The organism is Streptomyces sp. NPDC087844, from assembly GCF_044742785.1.
Taxonomy (GTDB): Bacteria; Actinomycetota; Actinomycetes; order Streptomycetales; family Streptomycetaceae; genus Streptomyces.
The window spans coordinates 16,239-41,141 of record NZ_JBIUVD010000027.1; the positions used below are offsets into that span (position 1 = coordinate 16,239).

Sequence of the window (24,903 nt, forward strand, 5' to 3'; positions counted from 1 at the left end):
CCGTCCGCGCAGGTGTTCACGGTTCTCTGGGTCGGTCAACGCAGGTCGGTGGGCCCGTAGCGGGCGGCCGACCGCCCGGTGGCGAGGGCCCAGTAGCGGTCGCCGTAGGACCAGTGCCACCACTCGGTCGGATAGTTGACGAACCCGGCTGCGGTGAGGGCTCGCTCCATCAGCTCCCGGTGGGCACGGGCCTCGGTGTCGATGCCCGGCGTGGCCGTGCGGCACGCGCCCGCGCTCTCCTCGGGGGTGGCGTTGACGGCGGTGCCGAGCGGCAGTTCGGTGCCGTCGTCGGTGCACAGGGTCAGGTCCACCGCTCCTCCGCTGACGTGCGGCGCCACCTCGGGCGGCGCGATGTATGCACTGGTGACCTCGCGAACCCGCGCCTGAGAGGCGTCTGGGTGCACGGTCCGCATGACGGCCTCGTACTCCTCGTAGTAACGGCGTTGCAGTCCGGGGGGCCGAAAGCCCTCCACCACCAGGAAGCGGACCCCGTCGGGCAGTCGGCGTTGCGCTTCGACCAGGCGCTCCAGCGCCCCCGTGCGCAGATGGGCGTAGGAGCCGTCGCCGTCGGCCTGCCTGGCGTCCATCCGCAGTCGGCCGTCCGTCCGCAGGTCGGCCAGGGGCTCACCGCACTCCTCGACGGGAGTACGGGCCACCCTGGGATCCGAGAGCAGGATGATGTCTGTCATGCCGTCAACGGTGTACGGGGAGCCTGCAGAATTGATGCACATCCTCTGCAGGCTCCTGTGCAGGCGTCTGCAGGGCCCTGTGCCGGGCGCCGGGCGCCGGGGGCGGGGCGGCCGCGGGCGGTGGGCCGGTCAGCCGCCTCGGAGCGCTCGGCGTCTTGGGGGTCATGGGGGTCATGGGGCGATCGGCCGCCGTGCGCCGGTCGTCGTCTCAGGTTGCGGCCTGCGGGTTTTCACCCGGTCGGCCGTTCTCCGTCGCCTCCCGGCTGCCCAGGCGGCGGAAGACCTCCTGGGCGTCTGCTCGTGCGGCCTCGGCGGACGCGTCGTCGCCTCGGACGCGGGCGACGGTGGCCATGTCGCGCAGAGTGCGGGCCCGCCATAGTGGCAGGTCCAGCCGTTCCCACAGGCCGAGCGCGCTGCGCAGCGCCTCCTCGGCGGCGTCCGGGTCGCGGTCCGCGAGCCGGCACTCGCCCAGGGTGCGCAGCACGAGCGCTTCGCCGAAGGTGTCCTGCCGTTCCCGGGTGATCGCCAGGCAACCCACGAGCCGCTCCCGGGCCTCGGCGAGCCGGCCCTGACGGATGTGCACCTTGGCCAGCGACTGCCCGGTGTACATCGCGCCGAACACGTCGTCGTCCTCCTCGAAGTGGTTCAGTGCCTGCGTGAAGAGGTCTTCCGCTTCGGCGAGCCGGCCCAGCGCTCGGTGGCACAGGCCCAGCGAACGCAAGGTGAGCGCCTCGCCGTGCCGGTCCGCGGCCTTCTGGTACAGCTCCAGGGCGCGGATGAGTTCGCGCCATGCCTCGTCGTGCCGGCCCTGCTCACGGTGGACATAGCCGATGCCGTAGCGGATGTGGGCGCAGGCGACCGGGTCACCGAGGCGTTCGTACGCGGCGAGCGCGGGTTCCAGCCGTTCCAGTGCCTCGGCGTAGCGCGCCTGTTCACGGCGGGCCGAGCCCATGCCGGCGAGCGCGGCGGCCCGCCCCCGGGCCACGTCGGCGCCGCCCGGGTCGGGTCCGATCCGGTCGAAGAGCCGCAGGGCGTCCGCGAAGTACGAGTACGAATCGTCGAACCGGTCCTCCTCGTAGCGGAGTTGGCCTAGTCCGTTCAGCAGCCAGGCCTCGTCCTCGGTTTGCCCGCAGCGGCGTACGGCCTCCAGGGCGACGGTGTGCGAGCGCGACCAGGCGTCGAAGCGGTTGTAGAGGGCCACCGAACTCGTTATCAACACGCCGGCCAGGTCCCGGGCGGCCCGGGCCCGGCCGTGGGCGGCGCAGTACACCACGCCCACGGTCAGACTGGCCTGCTCGGCGGCGAACCAGTCGGCGGGGCGGGCGAGCAGTGCCTCCTGCACAGCGGCGTCCATCGGCTGTCCGGCGTGCGGGCCGCACATCAGGCGGGAGGCGCCGCCGGGGGCTCGGGCGGCGGCTTCCCGGGCCAGCGTCAGCCAGCAGGCGACCAACCGTGCCACGGCGGCCTCGCGTTCCTCTGGGGTCTCCTCCACCAGGCAGCGCTCACGGGCGTGTTCGCGGGCCAGGTCGTGGATGCGGTAGCGGAGCCGGCCCACTCCGTCGACACCGACGAGTTCGATGAGGTGGCAGTCCACGAGCCGTTCGACGGCGTCCTCCGCGTCCTCCACACTCAAGTCCAGCAGGGGGGCGGCGGTCCAGGCGGCGAAGTCCGGCAGTTCCATCAGGGCGAGACGGCGCAGCACCCGCTGTTCCTGCGGGCCCAGTTCGGCGTAGCCGAGTTCCAGGCCGGTACGCAGTTCGAGGTCGCCGGCGCGCAGTTCGTCCAGGCGGCGGCGTTCGTCGCGCAGCCGGGCGGCGAGCCGGGCGGGCGCCCAGTGAGGGCGGGCGGCGAGCCGGGCGCCGGCGATTCGCACCGCGAGCGGGAGCCGCCCGCACAGCCGGACGATCTCCTTGACCGTGTCGGGTTCGTCTGCGGTCCGTTCGGGTCCGGCGACCCGGCCGAGCAGTTCCATCGCTTCCGGCTCGGTGAGCGCCGTCAGGTTCAAGCGGACCGCGCCCTCCAGGGCGACGAGTTGGCGGCGGCTGGTGATGAGGACCCCGGAGCCGGGTCCGGGCGGTAACAGGGGTCGCAGTTGTGCCTCGCCGGTGGCGTTGTCCAGGATGAGCAGGACGCGGCGGCCCGTGAGGTGCGTGCGGTAGAGGGCGAGCAGGTCCTCGGCGTCGGCGGGCAGGGCTTCGGGTTGGACACCGACGGCGCGCAGCAGTCGGGCCAGCGCGTCGGTGGTCTCCAGCGGCGCCGCGTCGGCGGCCCGCAGGTCGAGGAAGAGCCGGCCGTCGGGGAATCGGTCGGCCGTCCGGTGGCCCGCATGCACGGCGAGGGCGGTCTTGCCGGTGCCCGAGCGGCCGGTGATGACGCCGATCGGCGGGGCGGTGCGCCCCGGGGCGCCGCTGGCTGCCAGGACAGCGACCGTCCAGGCGATCTGCTCCGCGCGCCCGACGAAGTCGGCGACATCGGGCGGCAGTTGTGAGGGGACGCGCGGGGGTGCACCGGTGGCGCGGGGGATGCTGGCAGGCAGGGGGGCGGCGACAGTCAGGGGGACGCCGGCAGGTAGGGGGGCGGCGGCAGGTAGGGGGGTGGCGGCAGGTAGGGGGGTGGCGGCAGGTAGGGGGGCGGCGGAAACTGCTGCAGCGGGAGAGACGGGTGTGGAGACGGGTGGGCCGGTGCGGGGCGGGCGGTTGGCGCCGGGCGCGGGGCGCGGGTGGCCGAGCACAGCGGTGTCGCCGGTCAGCAGCGCCTGGTGCAGGGCACGCAGCTCGGGTCCCGGGTCGATGCCCAGCTCGGCGCGGAACAGTTCGCGTCCTTCCCGGTAGACGCGCAAGGCGTCCGGGACGCGTCCGACGCGGAACAGTGCGGTCATCAGCTGTCCGCGCGGCCGCTCGCGCAGCGGGTGTGCGCAGGCGTGCGCCCACAGCTCCGGAATCACCTCGTCGGTGCGGTTCAACGCCAGGTCGAGGGCGTACACCTCCTCCCGGGTGACGAGCCGTAACTCGACGAGCCGGGACGCCTCGGTGCGCGCGAAGAGCTGCCAGAGACCTTCCAGTGCGTCCCGGCCACGCCACAGTTCCAGCGCCTGGCGCAGGGCGTCCGCCGCCTCGGCGGTGTGACCCTCGGCGGCGGTGCGGCGCCCCAGCGCGACGGCGGCCTCGAAGCGGCGGGCGTCGACGCGTTCGACGGGGAAGTCGGCCAGGTAGCCCGGGGAGCGGGTCTGGATGGCGCGGGCGGCGCCCGCCGGGGCCAGCGCCCTGCGCAGGGCCGCGACATACGAGGCCACGAGGGCGCCGGCGGTCACGGGCGGGCGTTCTTCCCATACGAGGTCCACCAGCCGCTCGGTGGAGACGACTTCCCCCGAATGAGTGACGAGCGCGGCAAGGACCGCAGTCGGTTTGGGGCCGCCCAACGAAAGGCGCCGGTCCTCGAACCACACCTCGGCCGGGCCGAGAAGACGCACGTCCAGCATGATTCCCCGTCCGAGCAGGTCAGCGACGGGGCAACCCTACCGGCGGGACGGGACAGGAACGGAGGAACCGGACGGGCTCCTTCCTTCTGGCGGGCCGCGGCGGATCCCGGAGTGCCGGGGCGAATAGTGTCCGGCCGGCCTGCCCTCCTCGGCGGCGCCGCGGCACCACCGGACGCTTCCCGCAGTCCGCTCATACGAGAGCGCCGCCGACGGCGTCCAACGCACAACACCGTCTCCCCAGCACGGAAAGCCGAGGCTCCCATGCCGATCACCAGCCCCTCCCCTCCATCCCGGCTGCGCCGGGCCGCCCTGGCTTGCGCGGCGGCGACGGGAGCCGTCCTTTCCCTGCTCACCACGGTTCCGGCGCACGCCGAGCCGGAGACCACCCAGGTGTACGTGTGGGCGACGAACGTGCACATGCGCTCGTGCGCCGGCTACGAATGCGAGCCGTACGATCGCGTGCGGATCAGCCGGATGCACGTCACCGCGTACTGCCAGAACCAAGGTGACGTGGTGCGGGGTTCCGGTCACGTCAACGACTGGTGGGTGCACGTGGACGCGGGCGGCCCGCGCGGCTGGATCAGCGCCGTGTACGTACGGGGCGGCGGGGACATGCAACCGGTTCCCGGCGTCTCCCAGAACATCGAGGACTGCTTCTGACCGCCCGGTTCGCGGCCGGCCCGCCGATGCTCCACGGCGAGTAGCCTCCGCGGCTGCTTGTACGGGTATACGGGGAAGCACCCCGATCCCCAGCCGACGCGTTGTTCGGAGCGCCCACCCCTCCGCTCTTCCTTGTGCCGAATGAGCCGTTCGTAGTCGCGTGCGTGTCGTAGTCGCGTACATGTCGTAGCCGCGTGCGTGCGGCGGGCGTACATGATCCAGGCGCGTGGGCGTGCGACGACCCAGCGCCAGAGCATAACGACGCCCGGAGGTGTCATCGGGGCGGCGGACAGCCTTGATCGTGGCGCGGCGTCTGCCGCGGCGGCGTCGCTGCACCGGTGGGGCGGCCTTCTCCTGCCGCCAGTCCGCTTCGATCTCCTGCGCGACGTCGTCGAGGAAGGCGGGCGGGCGCCAGGTGCATTGCACGCTGCGAGCCTGCTCGCGGCGGCACCGATCCTGACAGCAGACCGGCTGCTGCAGCCGCGACCGCGCAACCGTCTCGGAGGCCAGCGGCTGTCTGCTGCCAGGTGAGGCCGGCCGTGCCACCCGTGCGGCATCTCGTGGGGCCGTCCGGGTCGTGCGAATACTGCGCTGCCTTCCGAGCCGTAAGCGCAGGCTGTGCAGCGCGACCAGGAGGACGTGCTGCACCAGAGGCAACTGGCCGGTGCGAGCGGCAGATTTGCGGTTGCCGCCTCCTTGACTTCGCCGCTCGGCCGGAGGACATCGATGCGCCGTGGACGGACACACTGCGAGGGAAGGTTCGTGTGCTGGGTGCGCCGACAGCTCGTACTCGACGACGGTGACGGGCTGACCGTTCGTGATCTTCCGCTCATGGGCACCGTCCTGATGCGCAGGAGCGGGAGGAGTCATCGGGAGTGTGGGCCACGGCGGTGGGGGTGGCCAGGGTGCGGGCGCTGGAGACCGGGCGGGGGACGCGCTGTTCCGCGACCCACTGGCACAGGGCTTCGCCACCGCCGGCGATCTATGGCCCTCATCGCCGCCGCTGCCCGATGACGAGGCCGCGCGACTCCGCCGACTGGCCGTGTCGTTCTCCATCGTCATCAGGACGAAGTTCCTCGACGACCTGTTGCAGCAGGCCCACGCGTCTGGTCTCCGTTCTCCGGTCTCCAGTCTCCGGCAGGTCGTGCTGCTCTGCGCCGGCATGGACAGCCGGGTGTTCCGGATGGACTGGCCCGAGGGCACCCTGCTGTTCGAGGTCGACACCGCCACTGCGCTGGACTTCAAGGCTTCGGTGCTGCGCCAGGAGCGGGCCGTCGCACGCTGCGAGCGGATCACCGTCGCGGTGGATCTGCGTGAGGACTGGCCAGGCGCGCCGGCCGCCGCAGGGCACGACCCGGCGGTGCCGACCGCGTGGATCGCCGAAGGACGGCTGACCTATCTGCCCGAGGACGCGGTGAAGCTACTGCTGGCCCGGATCAGCGCGCAGTCGGCGGCGGGCAGCCAGACGGGGCTGACATTGGGCCCGCGCGGCGTGATCGAGCGCTTCGGCGCGGACGCCGAGCCGGCATCGGCGGCGTCCAGGTGGGTCTCGGAGATGCCCGACGCCCCGGTGGGCTGGATGGCCGGGCACGGCTGGGAGACCGACAGCTACACCCTGCGCGAGCGCGCTGCCGCCTACGGCCGTCCGATCAGCACCCCTCCGCAGCGCGAGAGCGGCCCGGCGGACTGATCTCGGCGGTCCGCCGGTAGAGCGCCTCCAGGCGGTCAAACTTCAGTGGCAATCGGTCAAGGTGCACTGTCACTGGACAGTTGCACCGATTGTCATCGAAGTACGACCGTCCGCTTGGGGTATTCGCCAGGTATGAGGCGATGGTGGCGGTGGGTGGCGGCGCCGGTTGTCCTCGGCATTGCGGCGGGAGCCGTCACGACCCTTCTGACGGACAGGGCCTGGGGCTCCGAGCTGGCTCCTCGCTGCGTGGTGTTCTCGGTCGTATACCTGGTGATCAGGCCCACGATGCTCTTACGGCGCTCCGCGCGGCGAGAAGCACGCCACGACGGGGGCAGTGAAAAGGCACGGCACGATCCAGGCAAGTAGCTCCGGCGCCTGAAGTGGTCCAACTTGGGTGGCCGGCGGCCAAGTCCGTTGTCATCGGACACCGGATGAGACGGCCCCCCGCTCAGCAGATCTGCTTCACATGCCTCGGACCGAGATCATCTGGTCCACGGCTTTCTGCAACTTCGGCAGAAAGGCAGCGATGGCCTCGCTATTGGGTTCCTGGCCGAGCAGGTCCAGAGCGGTCGCATGGGTGAGGACGATGTCGGGCTGGTCGATCAGGCCTGCGGCCCACACGTCCAACTCCGCTTCGGTGCCCCCGTCGCCGGGACCGTAGTTGATGTACAGAACGGGGAGCTCAGCGGAAGAGTCCAAAAGGGTACGGATGTCTGTGACGGTGACCTGCGGCGTCGGCCTGTCGACAATCGGTTCCATGCTGTGACGCTCCTCCGGTTGATAGTTGACTCAGCCTACGTCCGGCCTGGCGGTAAAACCCGATGGGATCGGGGAGGGCCGGAACATTGCGGAGGGTGAGACCAGCTCTGCCCGGACCGCCCGGACCGGGAGCGGGCGAGGAACGCGGCGAGGTCGCCGGTGGCCTCGGAGTCGACGGCGGCGAGCCGGGCCGCGAACGCCAGTTGGCCGACGTCGGCTGGTCGACGCCGGCGCCCGCACAAAGCGCCCGAGTTCGGTGAGCAGCGCGGCGTGGGCGAGCAGACGCACCGGCAGCAGATCGGCGGCGGCTGCGCGGACGGCCGGATCCGCGTAGTGCCCGCGGTGCGCGGCGAAGGCGGGGGCGAGCCAGACGTCGACATCCCTTCCGCGCGTACAAGCCGACCCGCCTGTTGAGTTCGTCCCGTACGGCTGCTTCGTCGCCCTCGCGGGGCTCGGCCTGCTCCAGCGCGCCGAGCTCGCGCAGCAGCCGAATCGCCGGACAAGCAGACCGTGCCGCTGTGTCGCCGGCGAAGCCCCAGGCGTGCTGCGCGCCTGGGGCTTCGCCCTCTACTTGGGGTGGCGTCAACAAACGTGGTTCTTCTCGCCGTTGGCGACGCTCTTGATGAGAGCGGACTACGGGACCGGTTCGAACAGGTTCGGCGGCATGGGGGGCGTGGCGAGGAGGGTGGCGATCCGCGGAATCTGGTCCGCCACCCTCGCGCTGTACTCCGTGAACGCCTCGATCGAAGCGAACTTCTGGATGACCAGCAGCGGTCCGTCAACATCGCCGCGCGGTCGGCGCACCGAGTAGTGCAGGCACCCCGGTTCGGCGCGGATCTGCTGAGCGAGCTCGGCCAGTACCTCAAGGAGGTCCTCGCGCCGTCCGTTCCTGGGCTCCATCGTGGACACGGCAACGACCTCACCGGTCCTGATCGGCTGGTCGCCCTGGAGCACCGCCAGCGCCTCGTTTGCCTCGGCCTGGCTGCGCAGCCGGATCGGCCGGCTGCCCGTCGGTGGACCGGTCCGATTCGGCTCGGATGCGTCATGGCCGGACCGCTTCACCGAGACCCATCGATCGGCGCGGCCGTAGCCGTACTATCGGGTGATCTCGTGGGGGAGGTCGACATGGGCAGACAGCGCCCCGGCACGCCGACGCTGGAGGAAGTGGCAGCGCTCGCCGGAGTCGGGCGGGGGACCGTCTCCCGGGTCATCAACAACGCGGCGGGCGTCAGGCATTCGACCCGCACAGCCGTGGAACGCGCCATCGCGGAATTGGGGTACGTACCCAACTTGGCCGCCCGTTCCCTGGCCGGACGGCGTGCCGACGCCGTCGCACTGGTCATGACGGAACCGGACTGGCGGCAGTTCGGTGAGCCCTTCTTCTCCGCGGTCGTCGGTGCCGTCGGCGACGCGTTGGCCGACACCGGCGTGCAACTCCTGCTCACCCTGGTCCGTACGGACGTCGAGCGGCAGCACTTCGTCGAGTACGCACGCGGCGGCCGCCTCGACGGTGTCCTGCTGATGTCCGTCCACGCCAAGGACCCGTTGCCCGACATGCTGTCCGAAGCGGGCCTGCCCACCGTCCTGCTGGGGCGCCGCTCCGGCGACGAAGCCGTCACCTACGTCGACGCGGACAACGTGGGCGGGGCCCGGGGCGCGGTCGCGCACCTCATACGTACAGGTCGCACGGCCGTCGGGACCGTCACCGGACCGCCGGACATGTACGTCGCCCAGAGCCGGCTGCGTGGTTACCGTGAGGGTCTTGAGCGCGCGGGCGTCGAGATCAGGCCGTCCTGGATCGTCGAGGGTGACTTCACGCAGGAGAGCGGACGCCGCGCGACCACCGAACTCCTCGCCCGGGCGCCGGAGGTGGACGCCGTGCTCGCCGCCTCGGACACGATGGCCGCGGGCGCGCTGGAGGCGCTGCGCGCGGCGGGGCGCCGGGTGCCGGAGGACGTCGCCGTGATCGGCTTCGACGACTTCCCGCTGGCCCAGCACACCGAGCCCCGGCTGACGACCGTCCGCCAGCCCATGGAGGAGATGGGCCGCACCATGGTCCAGTTGCTGTTCGACGTGATGCGGGACTCCTCCGGTGCCTGGCGTCACGTGATCCTGCGTACGGAGCTGGTGGAGCGCGCCTCGACCTGACCGAATGTTTCGGGAGCGCTCCCAGTCACCCTCCGGTCCGGCGGATCAGCGTAATGAGCTGGTGGTTTCGAGATCGCTCCGAGCCCTCGACGCATACGGGGTTGTCAGGGGCATGCACGACTTCTACAGTCCTGTCTCAACAACAGATTGGGAGCGCTCCCATCCACGGATGGAATGATCACGCTCCCCTCGGCCCGGTCATTCGCACCTCCCCGAGAGGCCCCCCATGCGACCGATACCGCGTCACACCCACGCTCGGCGTCGCCGGTTGGCAACGCTCCTCACGGCTCTCACCTCCATCGCGATGCTGCTGTCCGTGACGGCACCGGCCCACGCGGACACCACGATCTGCGAGCAGTACGGAACGACCACGATCCAGAACCGCTATGTCGTCCAGAACAACCGCTGGGGCACCGGCGCCACCCAGTGCATCAGCGTGAGCGACCCCGGCTTCCGGATCACCCAGGCCGACGGTTCGGTACCGACAAACGGAGCCCCGAAGTCGTACCCCTCGCTCTTCAACGGCTGCCACTACACCAGGTGCTCGCCTGGAACCAACCTCCCGGCGAGGATCGACACCGTCTCGACCGCCCCCAGCAGCATCTCGTACGGCTATGTCAACGATGCCGTCTACAACGCCTCGTACGACATCTGGCTGGACCCGACGCCCCGCACCGACGGCGTGAACCAGACAGAGATCATGATCTGGTTCAACCGGGTGGGCCCGATCCAACCGATCGGTTCGCTGGTCGGTACGGCCTCCGTGGGCGGCCGTACCTGGGAGGTGTGGAGCGGTAACAACGGCGGCAACGACGTGCTGTCCTTCGTCGCCCCGTCTGCGGTCAGCAGTTGGAGCTTCGACGTCATGGACTTCGTCGACCAGGCGGTCGCCCGCGGCCTCGCCCGGTCCGACTGGTACCTGACGAGCGTCCAAGCGGGCTTCGAACCCTGGCAGGGCGGCACGGGGCTGGCTGTGAACTCCTTCTCCTCCACCGTCTCCACAGGCGGCAGCACGCCAGGCGACCCCACCGGTCCGGCGGCATGCACCGTGTCCTACACCACCAATGTCTGGTCCGGCGGCTTCACCACGAACGTCACCGTCGGCAACAACGGCTCTGCTCCGGTCGACGACTGGCAGCTGGACTTCACCCAGCCCTCCGGACAGCGGATCACCAGCGCCTGGAACGCCACCGTCGCTCCGGACTCGGGAGCGGTGACCGCGCGTCCGCTCGCCCACACCAGGCAGATCACCGCCGGGGGCAGCCAGTCATTCGGCTTCCAGGGCACGTACACCGGCGACTTCGCGAAACCGGCTGGGTTCACGCTGAACGGCACCGCCTGCACCACCGCGTGACACCCGGCGGTCGCAGCCGTCATTTACCAAGCCAGCCCAGCCAGCTCGACCAGCTCGGACAGTTGCGGGCATTCACAGCGTTCGATCAAGGACAGGAGAATCCATGTCATTACCCATGTCACTACGCACAAGACTCGTCTCCCTCGGGGCAGTGATGGCCACCCTCCTGGGCGCCCTCGGTCTGACCCTGCTCGGCCAGGACGAGGCCGAGGCTCACGGCGTGGCCATGATGCCGGGCTCGCGTACCTACCTCTGCCAGCTGGACGCCATCACCGGCACCGGCGCCCTCGACCCGACCAACCCGGCGTGCCGTGCCGCCCTCAACCAGAGCGGTGCCACGGCGCTGTACAACTGGTTCGCCGTGCTGGACTCCAACGCCGGTGGACGCGGCGCGGGTTACGTTCCGGACGGCAAGCTGTGCAGTGCCGGCGACCGGTCGCCGTACGACTTCTCCGCCTACAACACGGCCCGTGCGGACTGGCCGCGGACGCACCTGACGTCCGGGGCCACGATGCGGGTCAAGTACAGCAACTGGGCCGCGCACCCGGGCGACTTCCGGGTCTACCTCTCCAAGCCCGGCTGGTCGCCGACCTCTTCGCTGGGCTGGGGTGATCTGGATCTGATCCAGACGGTCACCAATCCGCCCCAGCAGGGCTCGGCCGGAAGCAACGGCGGCCATTACCACTGGGACCTCGGGCTGCCCGCGGGGCGTTCCGGTAATGCGGTGATCTTCATACAGTGGGTCCGTTCGGACAGCCAGGAGAACTTCTTCTCCTGCTCCGATGTCGTGTTCGACGGCGGCAACGGCGAAGTCACCGGCATCCGGGGCGACGGCAGCACGCCGACTCCCGAGCCGACGTCTCCCACCCCTGACCCGACACACACCGGCTCCTGCATGGCCGTCTACGAAGTGGTCAACTCCTGGAGCGGGGGCTTCCAGGGCTCCGTGCAGGTCATGAACCACGGGACGCAGCCACTGGACGGCTGGGCGGTCCGGTGGAAGCCCGGCACCGGCACGAAGGTCAACAGCGTGTGGAACGGTTCGATGACCACGGCCTCGGACGGCACGGTCACGGTCCGCAATGCCGACCACAACCGCACCGTGGCTGCCGACGGCAGCACCACGCTGGGGTTCACAGCCACCTCAACGGGCAACGACCTCCCCGTCGGCACCATCGGTTGTGTGAACCCGTGACGCACGGGCCGGGCGGTCGGTGATCGCCCGGCCCGTCGCGCCGAGGGCATGTGGCACCGCTCAGAAGGAGCAGGTCCCGGCAGAGGTCGGCACGTGCTCGCATGAGACATGAGACATGAGACCTGGAAAGCGCCGACTTCCCCTGGCACTCCACGGCCACGCGGCTCACCCGCACCCCGGATCCAGCGACCTTCCCGCACCGCGGACGAGCAACGGCATGGCGATCGCCGCCTTGGTCCCCGGTACCTGAGGGGACTCGCCGAACAGGCCCACCACGGCGGACAGCCAGGAGAGCGCCGCGACGTAGGCAGCCAGGAGACCGATCACGCCGAGCCCACGCCGAGCCGGCCACCGGGCCGACCGAGGGGCAGAAGCCGATCATGAAGGCGAGCACGAGGACCAGGGTGGTGGCGATCAGGTTCCGGGCCGTACGGGCGAGGACGTTCACCCAGGATGGAGGTGCCGCCGATGCCGAGGGACCGGAAGCGTTCGATGCTGCCGCCCTGAGGCCCTCGGTGCCGGGCGTCGCGGCCATGTGCCGCAGCGGCCTCTCAGAGGTGGGCGTCCAGGAACTTCCGTACCTCGGCGATGGTCATGGGCCCCGTGCCCTGCGCCACCGGCTCCCCCTCCTTCAGCAGGACGTGGGACGGGGCACCGGTGATCCCGTATCGCTCGGTTGCGGCCGGACAACGCGTGATGTCGGCGCGGACGGCCGTCAGGCGGCCCGCGTAGTCGTCGGCGATGCCACCCACGACGAGGTCCATCACCCGGCAGGGCTCGATCGCCTTGGGCCATGTCCCGGTGAAGTATGCGAGGACCGGAACTCCGCTCATCCCGAGGATGAAATCGAACTCCGCGTCCTCGCGGGGCCGGTGAACCCGCTGCGCCATGGAAGCTCCTGACCTCACGTTCCGTCATTTCATCCCCATCATCCCTCGCGCGGTGTGCCGGGCCGGTGCGCATCGTCCACCGCACCGGTCGAGCCGTGTCCGCCACCGCGCTTCTCAGAGACAGCGCCCCGACGGGCTACCCGAGGCCTTGTCCGGTCTTCACATCAACCACGTCAGCTGGCCTGAAGACCGACCGCCAGCGTCAGTTCAAGGACCCGGTGTGGTGATGCGAGATCCGGAAACAGCTCCCGCAGCTGCGACATCCGGTACCGGACCGTCTGGGGATGGACGAACAACGCCGCCGCCACCTCGTCCCGCCTGCCCTGGTGCAGCAGCCACGCCCGCAACGTCTCCTCCAGCCGCCGTGCGGTCGCGGCAGGCACGGTCCGCAACGGTGCGAGGGCTCGGGCACGCAGGTCCGCGAACGCGTCCGCGTCGGCGCTCAGCACCAGCTCGGGCAGGTGGTCCTCGGTGTCGCGGATATCGCAGGAGAGGGAGCGCGCGCGTACGGCTCGTGCGTACGAGGCGGACGCACGAGTCCACGGCCGGGCCGGGCCGACCACGGCGGTGCGGTCGGTCAGTTGCCGCAGGAGATGTGATCGGTCGGCGTCGGGGACGAGCAGCACACCGGTGGCGTCCGGCAGATCGTCGAGCACGAGGGTGCTCGGGTCGAGTGCGCGGTAGGCGGGCCGGGCCTGGGCGGCGGGCAGCAGGACCGCGGTCAGCGAAACCGGAGGCTGCCACCCTGCCCGCTGCGCGGAGGCCAGCAGCACGTCCGGGCTCGCGCCGGCGAGAAGGTCACGGGCCAGGTGTTCCAGCTGCCGCTCGTGGGCCCTGCCCCGGGCGGCCAGTTCGTCGGCGTGGCCCGCGGCGCTCGCGGCGGAGAGCTCGTCGATGTAGGCGAAGGTCAGTTCGGCGAACTTGGCGACCTCGGCGGCGGGCAGACCCGCGGGTACGGCGCCCGCCGCCAGGCCACGCCAGGCCACGCGGGCACCGACGCGGTAGGCACTGAGCAGGGCGTCCATCGAACGGCCGTCACGCACCTCGCCGCGGCCCAGCTCGTAGGCCGCGTCACCGGCGTCGCCACCCGTGGCGTTCCCGCTCGCGAGGTCCAGGTAGTGTCCCAGGGCGGTGCGGACGGCTCGGCGGATGGTGACACCCATGCGGCCCGAAAGAGCGTTGGCGTAGGGAGGGACCTCGTCGATGATCGCCTCGACGACCTCGTCGGCGGTGGTCCTCAGCGCGGCCCGCAGTGCGGTGACCGTCGTCTCGTCCAGGGCCAGTTCGCTGGCCCTCTGGATAGCATGGCTCATGTTTTTGTTCCCTGCGAACAATTCAACCGACCAGATTCACATCCTGCGGTCAGGACTTTACGCCTTGAGGCGCAGCAAGCTGGAGTCATGACAAGTTCAGCCCTCCGCAGCAGGGCGTGGAAACTCCTGGAGACGGTCACGACGCCGCTGCTGCCGTCGGATTACCTCGACCTGGTCAGCCCGCTGCGTGCGGGCGCCGACCTGCGTGGGCGCATCGAGGCCGTGCACCCCGAGACGGGTGACGCCGCGACTGTAGTGATCAGACCGGGACGGGGCTGGCGCGGGCACACAGCCGGTCAGTACGTGCGGATCGGGGTCGACGTCGACGGGGTGCGCCTGTGGCGTGCCTACTCCATCACCTCGCCGACAAACCGCCGGGACGGCCGCGTCACGATCACCGTGAAGGCGATCCCGGACGGCAAGGTCAGCAACCACCTGGTCCGCAGGGCGAAACCGGGCACGCTGATCCAGCTCGACCAGCCGACCGGTGACTTCGTGCTGCCGCGGGCCAAGCCCGCCAAGGTGCTCTACCTGACGGCCGGCAGCGGCATCACTCCCGTGATGGGCATGCTGCGCGACACGGAGTTCGACGACGTCGTCATGGTCCACTGCGCACCCCAGCCGCAAGACGTGATCTTCCGCGACGAACTGCACGACCTGGTCGCGGACAAGAAGCTGCGGCTCACCGAGGTGCACACCGACACCGACGGCAAGCTCGACATCGCCCGCCTCGGCGAACTCGTGCCCGACTGGGCCGAGCGCGAGGCCTGGGCCTGTGGGCCGGCGGGCCTGCTCGACGCCGCCGAGGAGCACTGGAACGAGCACGGCGTCCAAGAACGCCTGCACACCGAACGCTTCCGCCCCGGCATCGTCGTCGCCGGCGACGGTGGTGAGGTCACGTTCAGCGTCACCGGCAAGACCGTCGACGCGGACGGTGCCACGCCGTTGCTGGACATCGGCGAGGAGGCCGGCGTGCTCATGCCGTCCGGGTGCCGCATGGGCATCTGCTTCGGCTGCGTCACGCCGCTCAAGGCGGGCGCCGTCCGCGACCTGCGCACCGGCGAGATCACCGAGGCCGAGCCGGGCGTCCTCATCCAGACCTGCGTGTCCGCCGCGGCGGGCCCCTGCGACATCGAACGGTAGGAGCACCTTGACCGCCACCGACCCCACCGCCCACCTGACCGCGGAGCAGATCGAGGAGCTCGGCCGCGAGCTGGACGCGATCCGCGACGAGGTGATCGCCGGCCGCGGCGAGAAGGACGCCGCCTACATCCGTAAGGTCATCTCGGCGCAGCGCAAACTTGAGCTGGTCAGCAGGGGCGTGCTGCTGTTCTCGTTCTTCCCGCCCGCGTGGCTGCTCGGCACCGCCGGACTGTCCGTGGCGAAGATCATGGACAACATGGAGATCGGCCACAACATCCTGCACGGCCAGTGGGACTGGATGCGGGACCCGAAGATCCACTCCACCACCTGGGAGTGGGATCACGTCTCACCGTCCGAGCAGTGGAAGCACTCGCACAACGAACTGCATCACACGTACACCAACGTGATCGGCAAGGACAACGACCTCGGCTACGGCATCATGCGCGTCGACGAGGACCAGAGGTGGCACCCGTTCCACCTCGGCCAGCCGCTGTGGAACTTCATCAACGCCTGCTTCTTCGAGTACGGCATCGCAGCGTACGACCTGGAGCTCGGCAAGAACCTGCAGAAGCGCCGCCGCAAGAACCCGGAGTTCCGCGCGCGGGCCAGGGCCGTGGGCCGCAAGATCCGCAAGCAGGTGCTCAAGGACTACGTGATCCACCCACTGCTGTCGGGCCCGTCGTTCCTCACCACCCTCGCCGCCACGTTCACCGCGAACCTGGTCCGCAACATCTGGACCCACTCAGTGATCATGTGCGGTCACTTCCCCGAGGGCGTGCAGGTCTTCGAGCGCCGGTCGATCAAGAACGAGACGCGCGGCCAGTGGTACCTGCGCCAGATGATGGGCTCGGCGAACATCAGCGGCAGCAAGGCCATGCACTTCATGACCGGCAACCTCTCCCACCAGATCGAGCACCACCTCTTCCCGGACCTGCCCAGCAACCGGTACGCCGAGGTCGCGGTGAAGGTGCGCGCGCTGTTCGAGAAGTACGAGCTGGAGTACGTCACCGGACCGCTGCCCAAGCAGGTGTTCTCCGCGTGGCACAAGGTCTTCCGGCTCTCGCTGCCGAACAAGAAGCCCAAGGCCAAAACGCCGGACCGCGAGCAGGATCTCGTCGCCGCCTGATTCCCATATGGGTTCAGGTCTCTCGACCTTACCGGCGGCACCGCCGGGTTCGGTGAGATCCGTCGCGGACGGTGGGCGACCGCGACGTCAGACCGTACGACACGGGACCCGGCAGCCAGTCTCCGGCTGTGCTGCTGTGCTGCTGTGCTGCTGTCAGTCTGTGCGCCCGGGGCTCAGCACACAGCCCCGGGCAAGGCGTTGCAGTGCGCCGACCTGCGGGCCGAGCTGAAGGCACGGGCGGTGACGCGGACACTGCCGGGACCGACGCTCGGCGCCCCTGTGTCCGGCCCTGCGCCGCTGCCGGGGTGCGGGGTGAGCCGAAGGGGGACGGGTCATGGGCCCGGGCCTCCGTCGACGCAGGCCGAGTAGCGGTGTACGCACGGCGGGGCACGAGCCCGGCGGCTTCGTTCATGTGGAGCAGGCCCTGAAAACGGTTCGGGTGGTGTCCGCGTGCTGAGCGCGGGCACCACCCGAAGCGATCTGACGGCGAGGAAAGCGAAAGAACTTGTTTTCGATGCAGGAAATTGAGAAGGAAGCCCTTTCATGGCCTCGCCGTGATGAACGCTAGCACTCAGCCCGGGATCAAGTCGCGCAGGTTTTCGAGGGTGATGACCGTCGAGTCCGGGTGCAGGCCCTCAGGACGTTCGAGCCCGATGTACAGCACGGGCTCGTCCGGGACCGACCCGCCGTTCCACAGGTCCACCACCGTGGAGTCGCCGGACATCAGGCCCACCAGGTACCACACCGTCAACTGCTCACGCTCCACGAGGGCTCGTACCACCTTGGCCACCGACACCTGGTTCTCCTCGACCCGGTTGGCCGAGGAGATGCCCTTCAAGTACAGGTGCAGCCACTTCGCGCGCCACCGGCCGTCGTCCTCCCGGCGGAACACCAGCGGCAGCGCCACCCGGCCCACCCCACGCAGCTGCGACTTCATCCGCACTGTGCGCGGCTCGAACGGCCGGCCCTTCTGCTCACGGTCACGGACCATGAAACCGAAGAACGACTCCTCGACCTCCTCGAAGCCCTCGCCGGCGAAGATGTTGACCTGCGGAACGACAAAGGTGCTGCGTACCCGCTCCAGTGACAGGTTGATGAATTCCGAGGCCCCGTGAGGCGCCTCGGTGACATCGCCCGAGTGCTCGGCCCCGGCAGCCGTGAGGGATGTGTAGGAGAGCCAGGAGTCGGTGCTGTAATCGGCATTGAGGAGCAGGGCCGAGAGGTCGTAGTCGGTCCGCTTCTCGGTCTCTTTCCAGTACACGAAGAACCGCAGCTGCTCGCCGTCGACCGGTGAGAGCGATCCACGCGGCAGTACGCCGAGCCCTGTTGCGGTCGCCCTTCCGCTGAGCGGGAGCGCCACATCGAGGACATCGGGGTCGAGCAGGATCCGGACCGGTCGCGGGAGCCGACGGCGCAGTTCGGCGTCGAGGGCGGCGATCAGACGGTCGCGGTCGGAGGCCGGGACGGGCGGCCGAACGTCGGGGGCCGCCCAGGCCCGGCCCTTGCGGTTGACGAAGATGCGCGGTTCGCCGGTCTCCCGCGCCCGGTTGTGGAGGTGCTCGCGGACCGCGAGCACGACCCGGCCGGAGACCTCGGGAGCCACCCGCACCGCGGCGGCCACCACCGCGTCCCGCTCCCCCTGGTCGGCGGCGATACGCAGCAGTCGGTCCAGGGCGCGGAACAGCTTGCCGGGGGCGGACTGCAGCAGCCGCACCGCGCCGAGGACGTCGAACTCGTCGAGCCGCTTCTCAAGGCGGCTGTCGAAGGACCGCGCCTCCTTCTCGCCGCGCGCCACGGCGAACACCTCGGCGGCGTGCGGCCGGCGCGGGTACTCGTGCGGGTGCAGCCGCTCACCGAGCCGCTTGAACGGCTCGCGGTGGGCGTGTACATCGGCCAGCTTGGCAGGGTTCGCCGCGATGACGGTGTCGAGGCCTGCGAGCAGCGCTCGGCGGACCGGCCGCGACAGAGCCCGGAACCGGGTCGGCTCCTGCAATGTCACGTCGCCGCCCGACAGCGCGCAGGCCAGCCGAAGCACATCGGTGACGGTGTCCAGCAGGAGGTCGGCACCGACCGCGAGACGGGCGGCGTTGACGGCCGCCCGGTTCTCCCGGACCGGGATCGACTCGGGCTGGGGGCCGAGCGCGCACCGCTCGGCGAGCATTCCGAGGTCGCTCAGATGCTCCTCGCCCAGGGGCGTCGTTGAGGCCGCCAACGACAGGTAGAGGTCGGTGAGTTCGTCGTCCAGCTCCCGGCCGAGGTGCAGGACGGTCAACCGGTCCCCCGCCGAGGTGATCAGCTCGTCCTGCGCGGCGAGCATCTCCTCGTAGGTGTGCTGGTAGCGGCCGTACGCAGGGAGGCTGAGCAGATCCAGTACCCCATGTGCCAGCTGCGTCAATACCTTCTCGCGCGACGTGTCATCGGCGAGGGCCTGCGTGACACACCGCATCCAGAACTCTTCGGTGTCCGGCACGTTCGCCGGGAAGTCGATGAAGTACGTGTTGTGTTGGACATGGTCGCCCACCATCTCGTTCACCGTACGCAGCGTCCGCCTGGCAGTGTGCACGACCGCAGCCCCGGACAACCCCGACAACCGCTCCATCAGCTGAGCCGAGAGCTTGAATCCGACAGACGCCAGCGCCACGTCGAACTGCCGCGCGGCGGCGGCTCCTTGACCATCGGAGCCCTTGGAGCCCTTGGAGCCCTTGGGGGAGGAAAGACGGTGCGTGTGCCGGATGACCAGTGAATCGAAATCGTGCGCCATTCAGGGATGATCGCAGAGGCGTGCGAACAAACGCACAGGAGTTTTCGCGCGTTCCAACCCTGTGACCACACCTGCACCCTCGACACGCTCTGCTGTGTCACGGCGGACAGCAGGGAAGCCGCCATCCACCAGGAACGGGCCCGGCGAAAGGGAGCGACCGCCGGAACAGACCAGAACAGACCGAAACAGAACTGACAGGACGTTAGCGCAGACCTCTGACCAGGGAGGGTTTCGACGCATCCGTGGCTTCGTGGTCCTCGGCTTGCGCTCTCACTGACCACGCGGGAGCGGTAGTTCACGCGACGCAGGCGCTGCTGGGGGGCGGTCCCACTCCGGAGGCGTACACCAGCTCGCCGGCAGAACGCGGCGAACGGCGTGCTGAGGGCCGCCGCGTTGCAGCAGGAGGGTTCCGAAGATGCGACCGGGCCACATCGCGATCCCTGCGGCCCGGGCGGAACACCGGGCCGTTGTGTCGGCCGGTCATCGCACCCGGAGGGTGCCCGGCAGATGCACTCGGCCGGTACGGCGTCACGGTGACCCCAGTTCCGCGGACCGGGCCGGCCGGGCGGCCGAAGTCCCCTCAGCGGCGTCGCTGGTCAGCTCGCAGCTCGAAGTCTCCGTAACTGTTGTCGACGGGGTTGACCGTGACTCCTGGGGCGACGATCTCATCGATGGCGTCGAGGACGTCCGAGGACAGGGTGATGTCGGCGGCAGGCAGGAACGCCTCCAGTTGCTCCATGGTGCGAGGCCCGATGATCGCCGAGGTGACGCCCGGGTGGTTGATGACGAAGGCGACGGCCAGCTCGATCAGGGTGAGGCCGGCCTTCTCCGCCAGGACGGCGAGCTGTTCGACGGCGTCGAGCTTGCGCTGGTTGGCGGAGGTGCCCATATCGAACCGGGCTGAGGGGCGGGCAGCGGAGGCGGGACCTTCCGTACCGTTCTTCCGGTAGCGGCCGGAGAGCCACCCTCCGGAGAGCGGGCTGTAGGTGAGGGTGCCCATGCCATGGCGACGCACGGCGGGCAGCACGTCCTCCTCGATGCCGCGGACCAGGATCGAGTACGGCGGCTGCTCGGTGACAAACCGTTCCAGGTGCCGCTCCCGCGAGCTCCACTGGGCCTCGACGATCTGCGAGCCGGAGTAGGACGAGGAGCCGATATAGCGGACCTTGCCCTGGCGGACGAGGTCGGTGAGGGCGCCGAGGGTCTCGGCGACGTCCGTGTCGGGGCTGGGGCGGTGAACCTGGTAGAGGTCGATGTGGTCGGTGCCGAGCCGCCGCAGGGAGTTCTCGACCGCGCGGAAGATCCAGCGGCGCGAGCCGCCGCGCTGGTTGGGGTCGTGGGGGTCCATCGGCATGAAGAACTTGGTCGCCAGGAAGACGTCCTCGCGGCGGCCCTGGAGCGCCTTGCCGACGATCTCCTCGGAGACGCCGGCGGAGTACACGTCGGCGGTGTCGACGAAGTTGACGCCCGCGTCAAGGGCGCGGTGGATGATCCGGATCGAGTCGGCCTCGTCCTCGTTGCCCCACGGGCCGAACATCATCGCGCCCAGGCAGAGCGGGCTGACCTGGACGCCGGTACGGCCGAGCGGTCGGTATCGCATGGAACGGTCTCCTCAGATCGTGTGCGGTCAGTCGTTCGAGGTGGGGACTGCGGTGCCGGTGCTCGCCCAGCTGGCAAGGAGGCCGAGGGCCTCGCGCTCGGGAGAGTCCGGTTCGGGGGTGTAGAAGTTCAGGCGCAGGCCGGGATCGGACGGCAGTTCCATGGCCTCGTAGGGCAGCGCGAGATCGCCGACGAGCGGGTGACGCAGGTTCTTCAACCCGGAGCGGTGGAATTTCACCTCGTGCCTCGCCCAGCGTCGGGCGAACTCGTCGCTGCGCGTGGTCAGTTCACCGATCAGGTCGGTCAGCGCCTTGTCGTGCGGCGAGCGGCCCGTCTCCGTGCGCAGGAAGGCGACGGCGTCGTCGGCCCCCTTGTCCCAGTCGACCCAGAACTCCTGACTGGCCGGGTCCAGGAACATGAAACGGGCGCTGTTGACCGGCCCACGATGCGCGAACAGCGGCGAGTCGTAGACCGGCGCGTACAGGGCACGGCCCAGTGTGTTGGCGGCCACGATGTCGAAGCGTGCGTTGCGGACGTAGGCCGGCACGTCGGCCATGGAGTCGAGCAGGCGCATGATGGTCGGCCGTACCCGCGACGAGGTCGCCGTGGGCCGTCGGCCGGACGGTGTGGCCGCGCGGGCCAGGTCGTAGAGGTGCGTGCGCTCGGCCTCGTCGAGCCGCAGGGCGTGCGCGAGCGCTTCGAGCACCGAGTCCGAGGCACCGGAGAGGTTGCCGCGTTCCAGGCGGACGTAGTAGTCCACGCTCATGCCCGCGAGCAGGGCGACCTCCTCCCGGCGCAGCCCTGCTACGCGCCGCTTCCCGCCGTAGACCGGGAGGCCCGCCTGCTGCGGGGTGAGCCGCGCGCGCCGGGTGCTCAGGAAATCCTGCACCTCGGCGGCCGCGTTCTTCTTCGTGCTGTCGGTCATGCGCTGTTCCTGGTGTCCTCGTCGGTCCCGCCCTCGGCCGACAACGCCCGGCGCGAGCCGTCACGGAGGGTCCTCCTCGCGGACGTCGCCCGAGTACCACCCGGCCGAGCGTTCCGGAAACGGAAACCCGGCTCGGGGCGAGCCGGCAGCGCCGGCCGCCGGGCCGGGCCTGACGTCGGGTATGGACCTGACGTCGGGTACGGGCCTGACATCGAGTACAGGCCTGACGTCGGGTACGGGCGCACGGCGGACTCCTCTCGATCGGCCTGCGTGGGTGTGCCTGCTCCTCCACGGTAGGTCGGCCCGGACGGCCCTGCGAGGTACTGCCAGTACCTGGAAGAGCAGTGACTCCCACTGCCCCGTCGAGGTGCCGTTACCTGGGAGAAGCCAGAGACTGGCGGCCCGGGGCCGGGCCGCAATCCCGATCGATGCGAGGGAGGACCGTGCGCCCAGCAGCCACCCACGAAAGCGGCGACGCCTCTGCCGGTCCGGTCGCCGTCGTGCTGATGGTGCCGGCGGTGCGCTTCCTGCCCGAGACCGCCCGCCGACGGGGCCGCTTCGACGTGTTTCGACGTGTGGGGTGCGCTTCTGGCGACTCTGGGCTCGATCGCGCTGGTCCTGGGCATCGTGAACGCGGCAGACCACGGCTGGACGGCACGGCCACCCTGCTCCCGCTCGCGGCAGACCACCGCTGGACGGCACCTGCCACCCAGCTACCGCTCGCGGCGCACGCGGTGATGCCGGTCCTGTTCGTCCGGGTGGAGCGGCGGGCTGTGCAGCCGATCGTGCCGCTACGGCTGTTCGCGAGCCGCGAGCGGTCAGGCGCCTACGTCACCCGGATGCTCTACATGAGCGCGATGACGTGGTTCCTTTTCACCGCGCAGTTCGTGCAGAGCGTCTACCGGTGGACGCCTCTGCGGGCCGGGCTGTCCTTCCTGCCGATGACGCTGGCCGACTTCGTCTTCGCGGTCCGGGTGCCCCGGCTGCTGGAGAGGTTCGGCAGGCCGCCGCTACTCGCCACGGAAGTCATGCTGACGACGGTCGGCATGGCCCGGCTCAGTCGGCTCGACCTCCACGCGCCCTACCTGACGGGTGTGGCCCTGCCGATGGTCGTGATCGGCGCCGGTCTGGGCCGGGCGCCGACCCCAATGACCTCCAGCGGCGTCGACGGTGTCGCTCCCGAGGACGCGGGGGCCGGCTCGGGCCTGGTCAACACCGTGCGCCTCATCGGCAGCGCGCCGGCATTGAGCATCCTGACCGCCGTGGCCGTGGCCGCGACCGTCCCCACCGGCCACGGGGCGACCGCCATCGCGGCCCGCTCCAGTACCGCGCTGACGGGCTCCGCCGTCTTGCTCGCCCTGGCCATCGTGACCGTTTTCATCCTCATCCTGCCCTCACGGGCATCCCGCAAGGAAAGGACCCTGTGATGCAGACCCTCGCCCTCAACAACGGCGTCGAGATGCCCGCCCTCGGACTCGGTGTCTTCCAGACCCCGCCCGACGAGACGATCGCCGCGGTCACGGCCGCACTGGAGCTGGGCTACCGGCACATCGATACCGCCGCCGCCTATGGCAACGAGCGCGAGGTCGGCAGGGCCCTGCGCGACTCCGGCGTCGCGCGCGACGAGATCTTCGTGGAGACGAAGATCTGGATCAGCGACTACGGCTACGACGAGACCCTGCACGGCTTCGACAAGAGCGCCGCCAAGCTCGGCCTCGACCGCATCGACCTGCTGATCCTGCATCAGGCGCTGCCGTCCGACTTCGACCGGACCCTCGGCGCCTACCGTGCCTTGGAAAAGCTCCTGGCCGACGGCAAGGTCCGCGCGATCGGCGTCAGCAACTTCATGGTCGACCACCTCAGCGCTCTGCTCGACGCCACCGATGTCGTCCCCGCCGTCAACCAACTGGAGATCCACCCCTACTTCCAGCAGCGCGCCGTCCTCGACTTCGACGACGCCCACGGCATCCTCAACCAGGCGTGGTCCCCCATCGGCGGCATCACCTTCTACCCGGGCTACGGCGAGCACCGCAAGAGCATCCTGGAAGACCCGGCCGTCACCCGTGTCGCCGCCGCGCACGGCAAGAGCCCCGCCCAGGTGCTCCTGCGCTGGGGACTCCAGCAGGGCCGCTCGGTCATTCCGAAGTCCACCAAGCGCCACCGCATCGCCGAGAACATCGACGTCTTCGACTTCGAGCTCGCCGCGGATGAGATGGCCGCCCTGGACGCGCTGGAGACCGGCCGCCGCGGCGGTCCCGAACCCGAGGCCGTCACCCTCGCCGACTTCGGCCGCGACATCCCCGAAGCCTGACGCCCCACCCCGTACGACCTGCGAGAAAGGACACAGTGTCCACCACCGTCCGCGCGTTCGGCGCCCACGAGGCCGGCCAACCGTCCGCTCCCGTCACCATCGAGCGCCGCGACGTCGGCCCCGACGACGTCCGGCTCGACATCCTGCACCGCGGCCTCCGCCACTCCGACACCAACGTCGTCGACGGCTCTTTCGGCGCGCTCCCGGTCGGCCCGCTCGTGCCCGGTCACGAGCTCGTCGGCCGCGTCACCGAGACCGGCTCCGAGGTCACCCGTCACCAGGTCGGCAACCTGGTCGCCGGCCTTGTGGCCGACCTGGTCGGCATCGGCTGCGTGGTCAACTCCTGTCGCGAGTGCGAGAACTGCCGTGCCGGACAGGAGCGGAACTGTCTCAAGGGCCACGCCCTCGTCCCCGGCAGCCCCGACCTTGCCGAGCCCTGCGCCCACACCCAGGGCGGCTGCTCCGCGGGGATCGTCGCCCCCGAGGACTTCGTGGTTTGCGTGTCCGGGATCTACGACCCGGCTGCCGCCGCGCCGCTGCTGTGCGCAGGCATCACCGTCTACGCCCGCTCAAGCGGTTCGGCGCCGGGCCCGGGACCAAGGTCACGGTGGTCGGCCTCGGCCACTTCGGCGGCCTCGGCCACTTCGGCGTGAAGACGGCCAAGGTCATGGGCGCCGACGTGACCGTGCTGTCCCAGTCGGAGAGCAAGCGCGAGGCCGCCGCGTCCGTCGGGGCCGATCACTACGCCGTGACCGGCGACGACACCGCGTTCACCGAGCAGGCCAATGCCGGCGACCTCATTCCCGACACGGTCAGCGCCCCGGTGTCCCTGCCCGACCACCTCGGCATGCTCCGCCTGCAG

At 70.1% G+C, this 24,903-nt stretch carries 20 protein-coding genes and 2 pseudogenes; 12 read left to right on the forward strand and 10 right to left on the reverse strand.

Going from position 1 to position 24,903, the window contains the following annotated elements:
- Positions 1-35: 35 nt before the first annotated feature.
- Together ACIOKD_RS36175 and ACIOKD_RS36180 are read right to left on the reverse strand one after the other, a co-directional pair.
- Positions 36-689, reverse strand: a complete 654-nt coding sequence (locus ACIOKD_RS36175) for a M15 family metallopeptidase (protein ID WP_402092252.1) — start codon at positions 687-689, stop codon at positions 36-38.
- A 208-nt stretch (positions 690-897) separates the two neighbouring features.
- Positions 898-4,167: an AfsR/SARP family transcriptional regulator gene (locus ACIOKD_RS36180; protein WP_402092253.1), complete on the reverse strand. Its 3,270-nt coding sequence runs from the start codon at positions 4,165-4,167 to the stop codon at positions 898-900.
- 261 nt (positions 4,168-4,428) lie between these two features.
- Between ACIOKD_RS36180 and ACIOKD_RS36185 the strand changes: the two genes are divergently transcribed.
- Together ACIOKD_RS36185 and ACIOKD_RS36190 are read left to right on the forward strand one after the other, a co-directional pair.
- Positions 4,429-4,827 (forward strand): hypothetical protein, encoded by a 399-nt coding sequence (locus tag ACIOKD_RS36185; protein ID WP_402092255.1) that lies wholly within the window; start codon positions 4,429-4,431, stop codon positions 4,825-4,827.
- Positions 4,828-5,702: 875 nt separating this feature from the next.
- Positions 5,703-6,537 (forward strand): annotated as a pseudogene (locus tag ACIOKD_RS36190) (SAM-dependent methyltransferase).
- Between the two features lie 442 nt (positions 6,538-6,979).
- On the opposite strand, the gene ACIOKD_RS36195 reads toward ACIOKD_RS36190, so the two are convergent.
- A complete protein-coding gene (locus ACIOKD_RS36195) occupies positions 6,980-7,276 on the reverse strand; it encodes a hypothetical protein (protein ID WP_402092256.1) in 297 nt (98 codons plus the stop codon).
- Between the two features lie 95 nt (positions 7,277-7,371).
- Between ACIOKD_RS36195 and ACIOKD_RS36200 the strand changes: the two genes are divergently transcribed.
- Positions 7,372-7,536: a hypothetical protein gene (locus ACIOKD_RS36200; RefSeq protein ID WP_402092258.1), complete on the forward strand. Its 165-nt coding sequence runs from the start codon at positions 7,372-7,374 to the stop codon at positions 7,534-7,536.
- 373 nt (positions 7,537-7,909) lie between these two features.
- Here ACIOKD_RS36200 and ACIOKD_RS36205 read toward each other — a convergent pair whose 3' ends face one another.
- Positions 7,910-8,338, reverse strand: a complete 429-nt coding sequence (locus ACIOKD_RS36205) for a putative quinol monooxygenase (RefSeq protein WP_402092260.1) — start codon at positions 8,336-8,338, stop codon at positions 7,910-7,912.
- Between the two features lie 63 nt (positions 8,339-8,401).
- On the opposite strand from ACIOKD_RS36205, the gene ACIOKD_RS36210 reads away from it, so the two are divergent.
- The 3 genes from ACIOKD_RS36210 (at position 8,402) to ACIOKD_RS36220 (ending at position 11,973) form a co-directional block, all read left to right on the forward strand.
- On the forward strand, positions 8,402-9,424 hold the full coding sequence (locus ACIOKD_RS36210) for a LacI family DNA-binding transcriptional regulator (protein WP_402092262.1): 1,023 nt from the start codon (positions 8,402-8,404) through the stop codon (positions 9,422-9,424).
- A gap of 226 nt (positions 9,425-9,650) precedes the next feature.
- Complete coding sequence (locus ACIOKD_RS36215) at positions 9,651-10,778, forward strand: cellulose binding domain-containing protein (RefSeq protein WP_402092263.1); 1,128 nt, start codon at positions 9,651-9,653, stop codon at positions 10,776-10,778.
- Positions 10,779-10,893: 115 nt separating this feature from the next.
- Complete coding sequence (locus ACIOKD_RS36220) at positions 10,894-11,973, forward strand: lytic polysaccharide monooxygenase (RefSeq protein WP_402092264.1); 1,080 nt, start codon at positions 10,894-10,896, stop codon at positions 11,971-11,973.
- A gap of 165 nt (positions 11,974-12,138) precedes the next feature.
- On the opposite strand, the gene ACIOKD_RS36225 is transcribed toward ACIOKD_RS36220, so the two are convergent.
- From ACIOKD_RS36225 to ACIOKD_RS36235, 3 genes are all read right to left on the reverse strand, one after another.
- The gene (locus ACIOKD_RS36225) at positions 12,139-12,300 is read right to left on the reverse strand and encodes a hypothetical protein (RefSeq protein ID WP_402092266.1); all 162 of its coding nucleotides are present in this window, start codon (positions 12,298-12,300) and stop codon (positions 12,139-12,141) included.
- A 224-nt stretch (positions 12,301-12,524) separates the two neighbouring features.
- The gene (locus tag ACIOKD_RS36230; RefSeq protein WP_402092267.1) at positions 12,525-12,863 is read right to left on the reverse strand and encodes a thioredoxin family protein; all 339 of its coding nucleotides are present in this window, start codon (positions 12,861-12,863) and stop codon (positions 12,525-12,527) included.
- 173 nt (positions 12,864-13,036) lie between these two features.
- A complete protein-coding gene (locus ACIOKD_RS36235; RefSeq protein ID WP_402092268.1) occupies positions 13,037-14,176 on the reverse strand; it encodes a PucR family transcriptional regulator in 1,140 nt (379 codons plus the stop codon).
- Positions 14,177-14,263: 87 nt separating this feature from the next.
- Between ACIOKD_RS36235 and ACIOKD_RS36240 the strand changes: the two genes are divergently transcribed.
- A complete protein-coding gene (locus ACIOKD_RS36240; protein WP_402092269.1) occupies positions 14,264-15,319 on the forward strand; it encodes a ferredoxin reductase in 1,056 nt (351 codons plus the stop codon).
- 7 nt (positions 15,320-15,326) lie between these two features.
- A complete protein-coding gene (locus tag ACIOKD_RS36245; RefSeq protein WP_402092270.1) occupies positions 15,327-16,445 on the forward strand; it encodes a fatty acid desaturase family protein in 1,119 nt (372 codons plus the stop codon).
- Positions 16,446-17,016: 571 nt separating this feature from the next.
- Here ACIOKD_RS36245 and ACIOKD_RS36250 read toward each other — a convergent pair.
- The 3 genes from ACIOKD_RS36250 to ACIOKD_RS36260 all read right to left on the reverse strand — a co-directional run bounded on the left by ACIOKD_RS36250 (position 17,017) and on the right by ACIOKD_RS36260 (position 21,730).
- A complete protein-coding gene (locus ACIOKD_RS36250; protein WP_402092271.1) occupies positions 17,017-19,206 on the reverse strand; it encodes a hypothetical protein in 2,190 nt (729 codons plus the stop codon).
- 580 nt (positions 19,207-19,786) lie between these two features.
- Positions 19,787-20,806 carry an aldo/keto reductase gene (locus ACIOKD_RS36255; protein ID WP_402092272.1) on the reverse strand — a complete coding sequence of 340 codons (1,020 nt, stop codon included), beginning with the start codon at positions 20,804-20,806 and terminating at the stop codon, positions 19,787-19,789.
- A 27-nt stretch (positions 20,807-20,833) separates the two neighbouring features.
- On the reverse strand, positions 20,834-21,730 hold the full coding sequence (locus tag ACIOKD_RS36260) for a helix-turn-helix transcriptional regulator (RefSeq protein ID WP_402092273.1): 897 nt from the start codon (positions 21,728-21,730) through the stop codon (positions 20,834-20,836).
- 443 nt (positions 21,731-22,173) lie between these two features.
- On the opposite strand from ACIOKD_RS36260, the gene ACIOKD_RS36265 reads away from it, so the two are divergent.
- From ACIOKD_RS36265 to ACIOKD_RS36280, 4 genes and pseudogenes are all read left to right on the forward strand, one after another.
- Positions 22,174-23,157: an MFS transporter gene (locus ACIOKD_RS36265; RefSeq protein WP_402092274.1), complete on the forward strand. Its 984-nt coding sequence runs from the start codon at positions 22,174-22,176 to the stop codon at positions 23,155-23,157.
- Positions 23,157-24,041: an aldo/keto reductase gene (locus tag ACIOKD_RS36270; RefSeq protein WP_402092364.1), complete on the forward strand. Its 885-nt coding sequence runs from the start codon at positions 23,157-23,159 to the stop codon at positions 24,039-24,041. The genes ACIOKD_RS36265 and ACIOKD_RS36270 overlap by 1 nt, the downstream gene beginning before the upstream one ends.
- A gap of 35 nt (positions 24,042-24,076) precedes the next feature.
- Entirely contained in the window at positions 24,077-24,694 is a 618-nt protein-coding gene (locus ACIOKD_RS36275; RefSeq protein WP_402092276.1) for an alcohol dehydrogenase catalytic domain-containing protein, read from the forward strand.
- Positions 24,695-24,708: 14 nt separating this feature from the next.
- Positions 24,709-24,885 (forward strand): annotated as a pseudogene (locus tag ACIOKD_RS36280) (alcohol dehydrogenase); the annotation flags it as partial.
- Between the last annotated feature and the right edge of the window lie 18 nt (positions 24,886-24,903).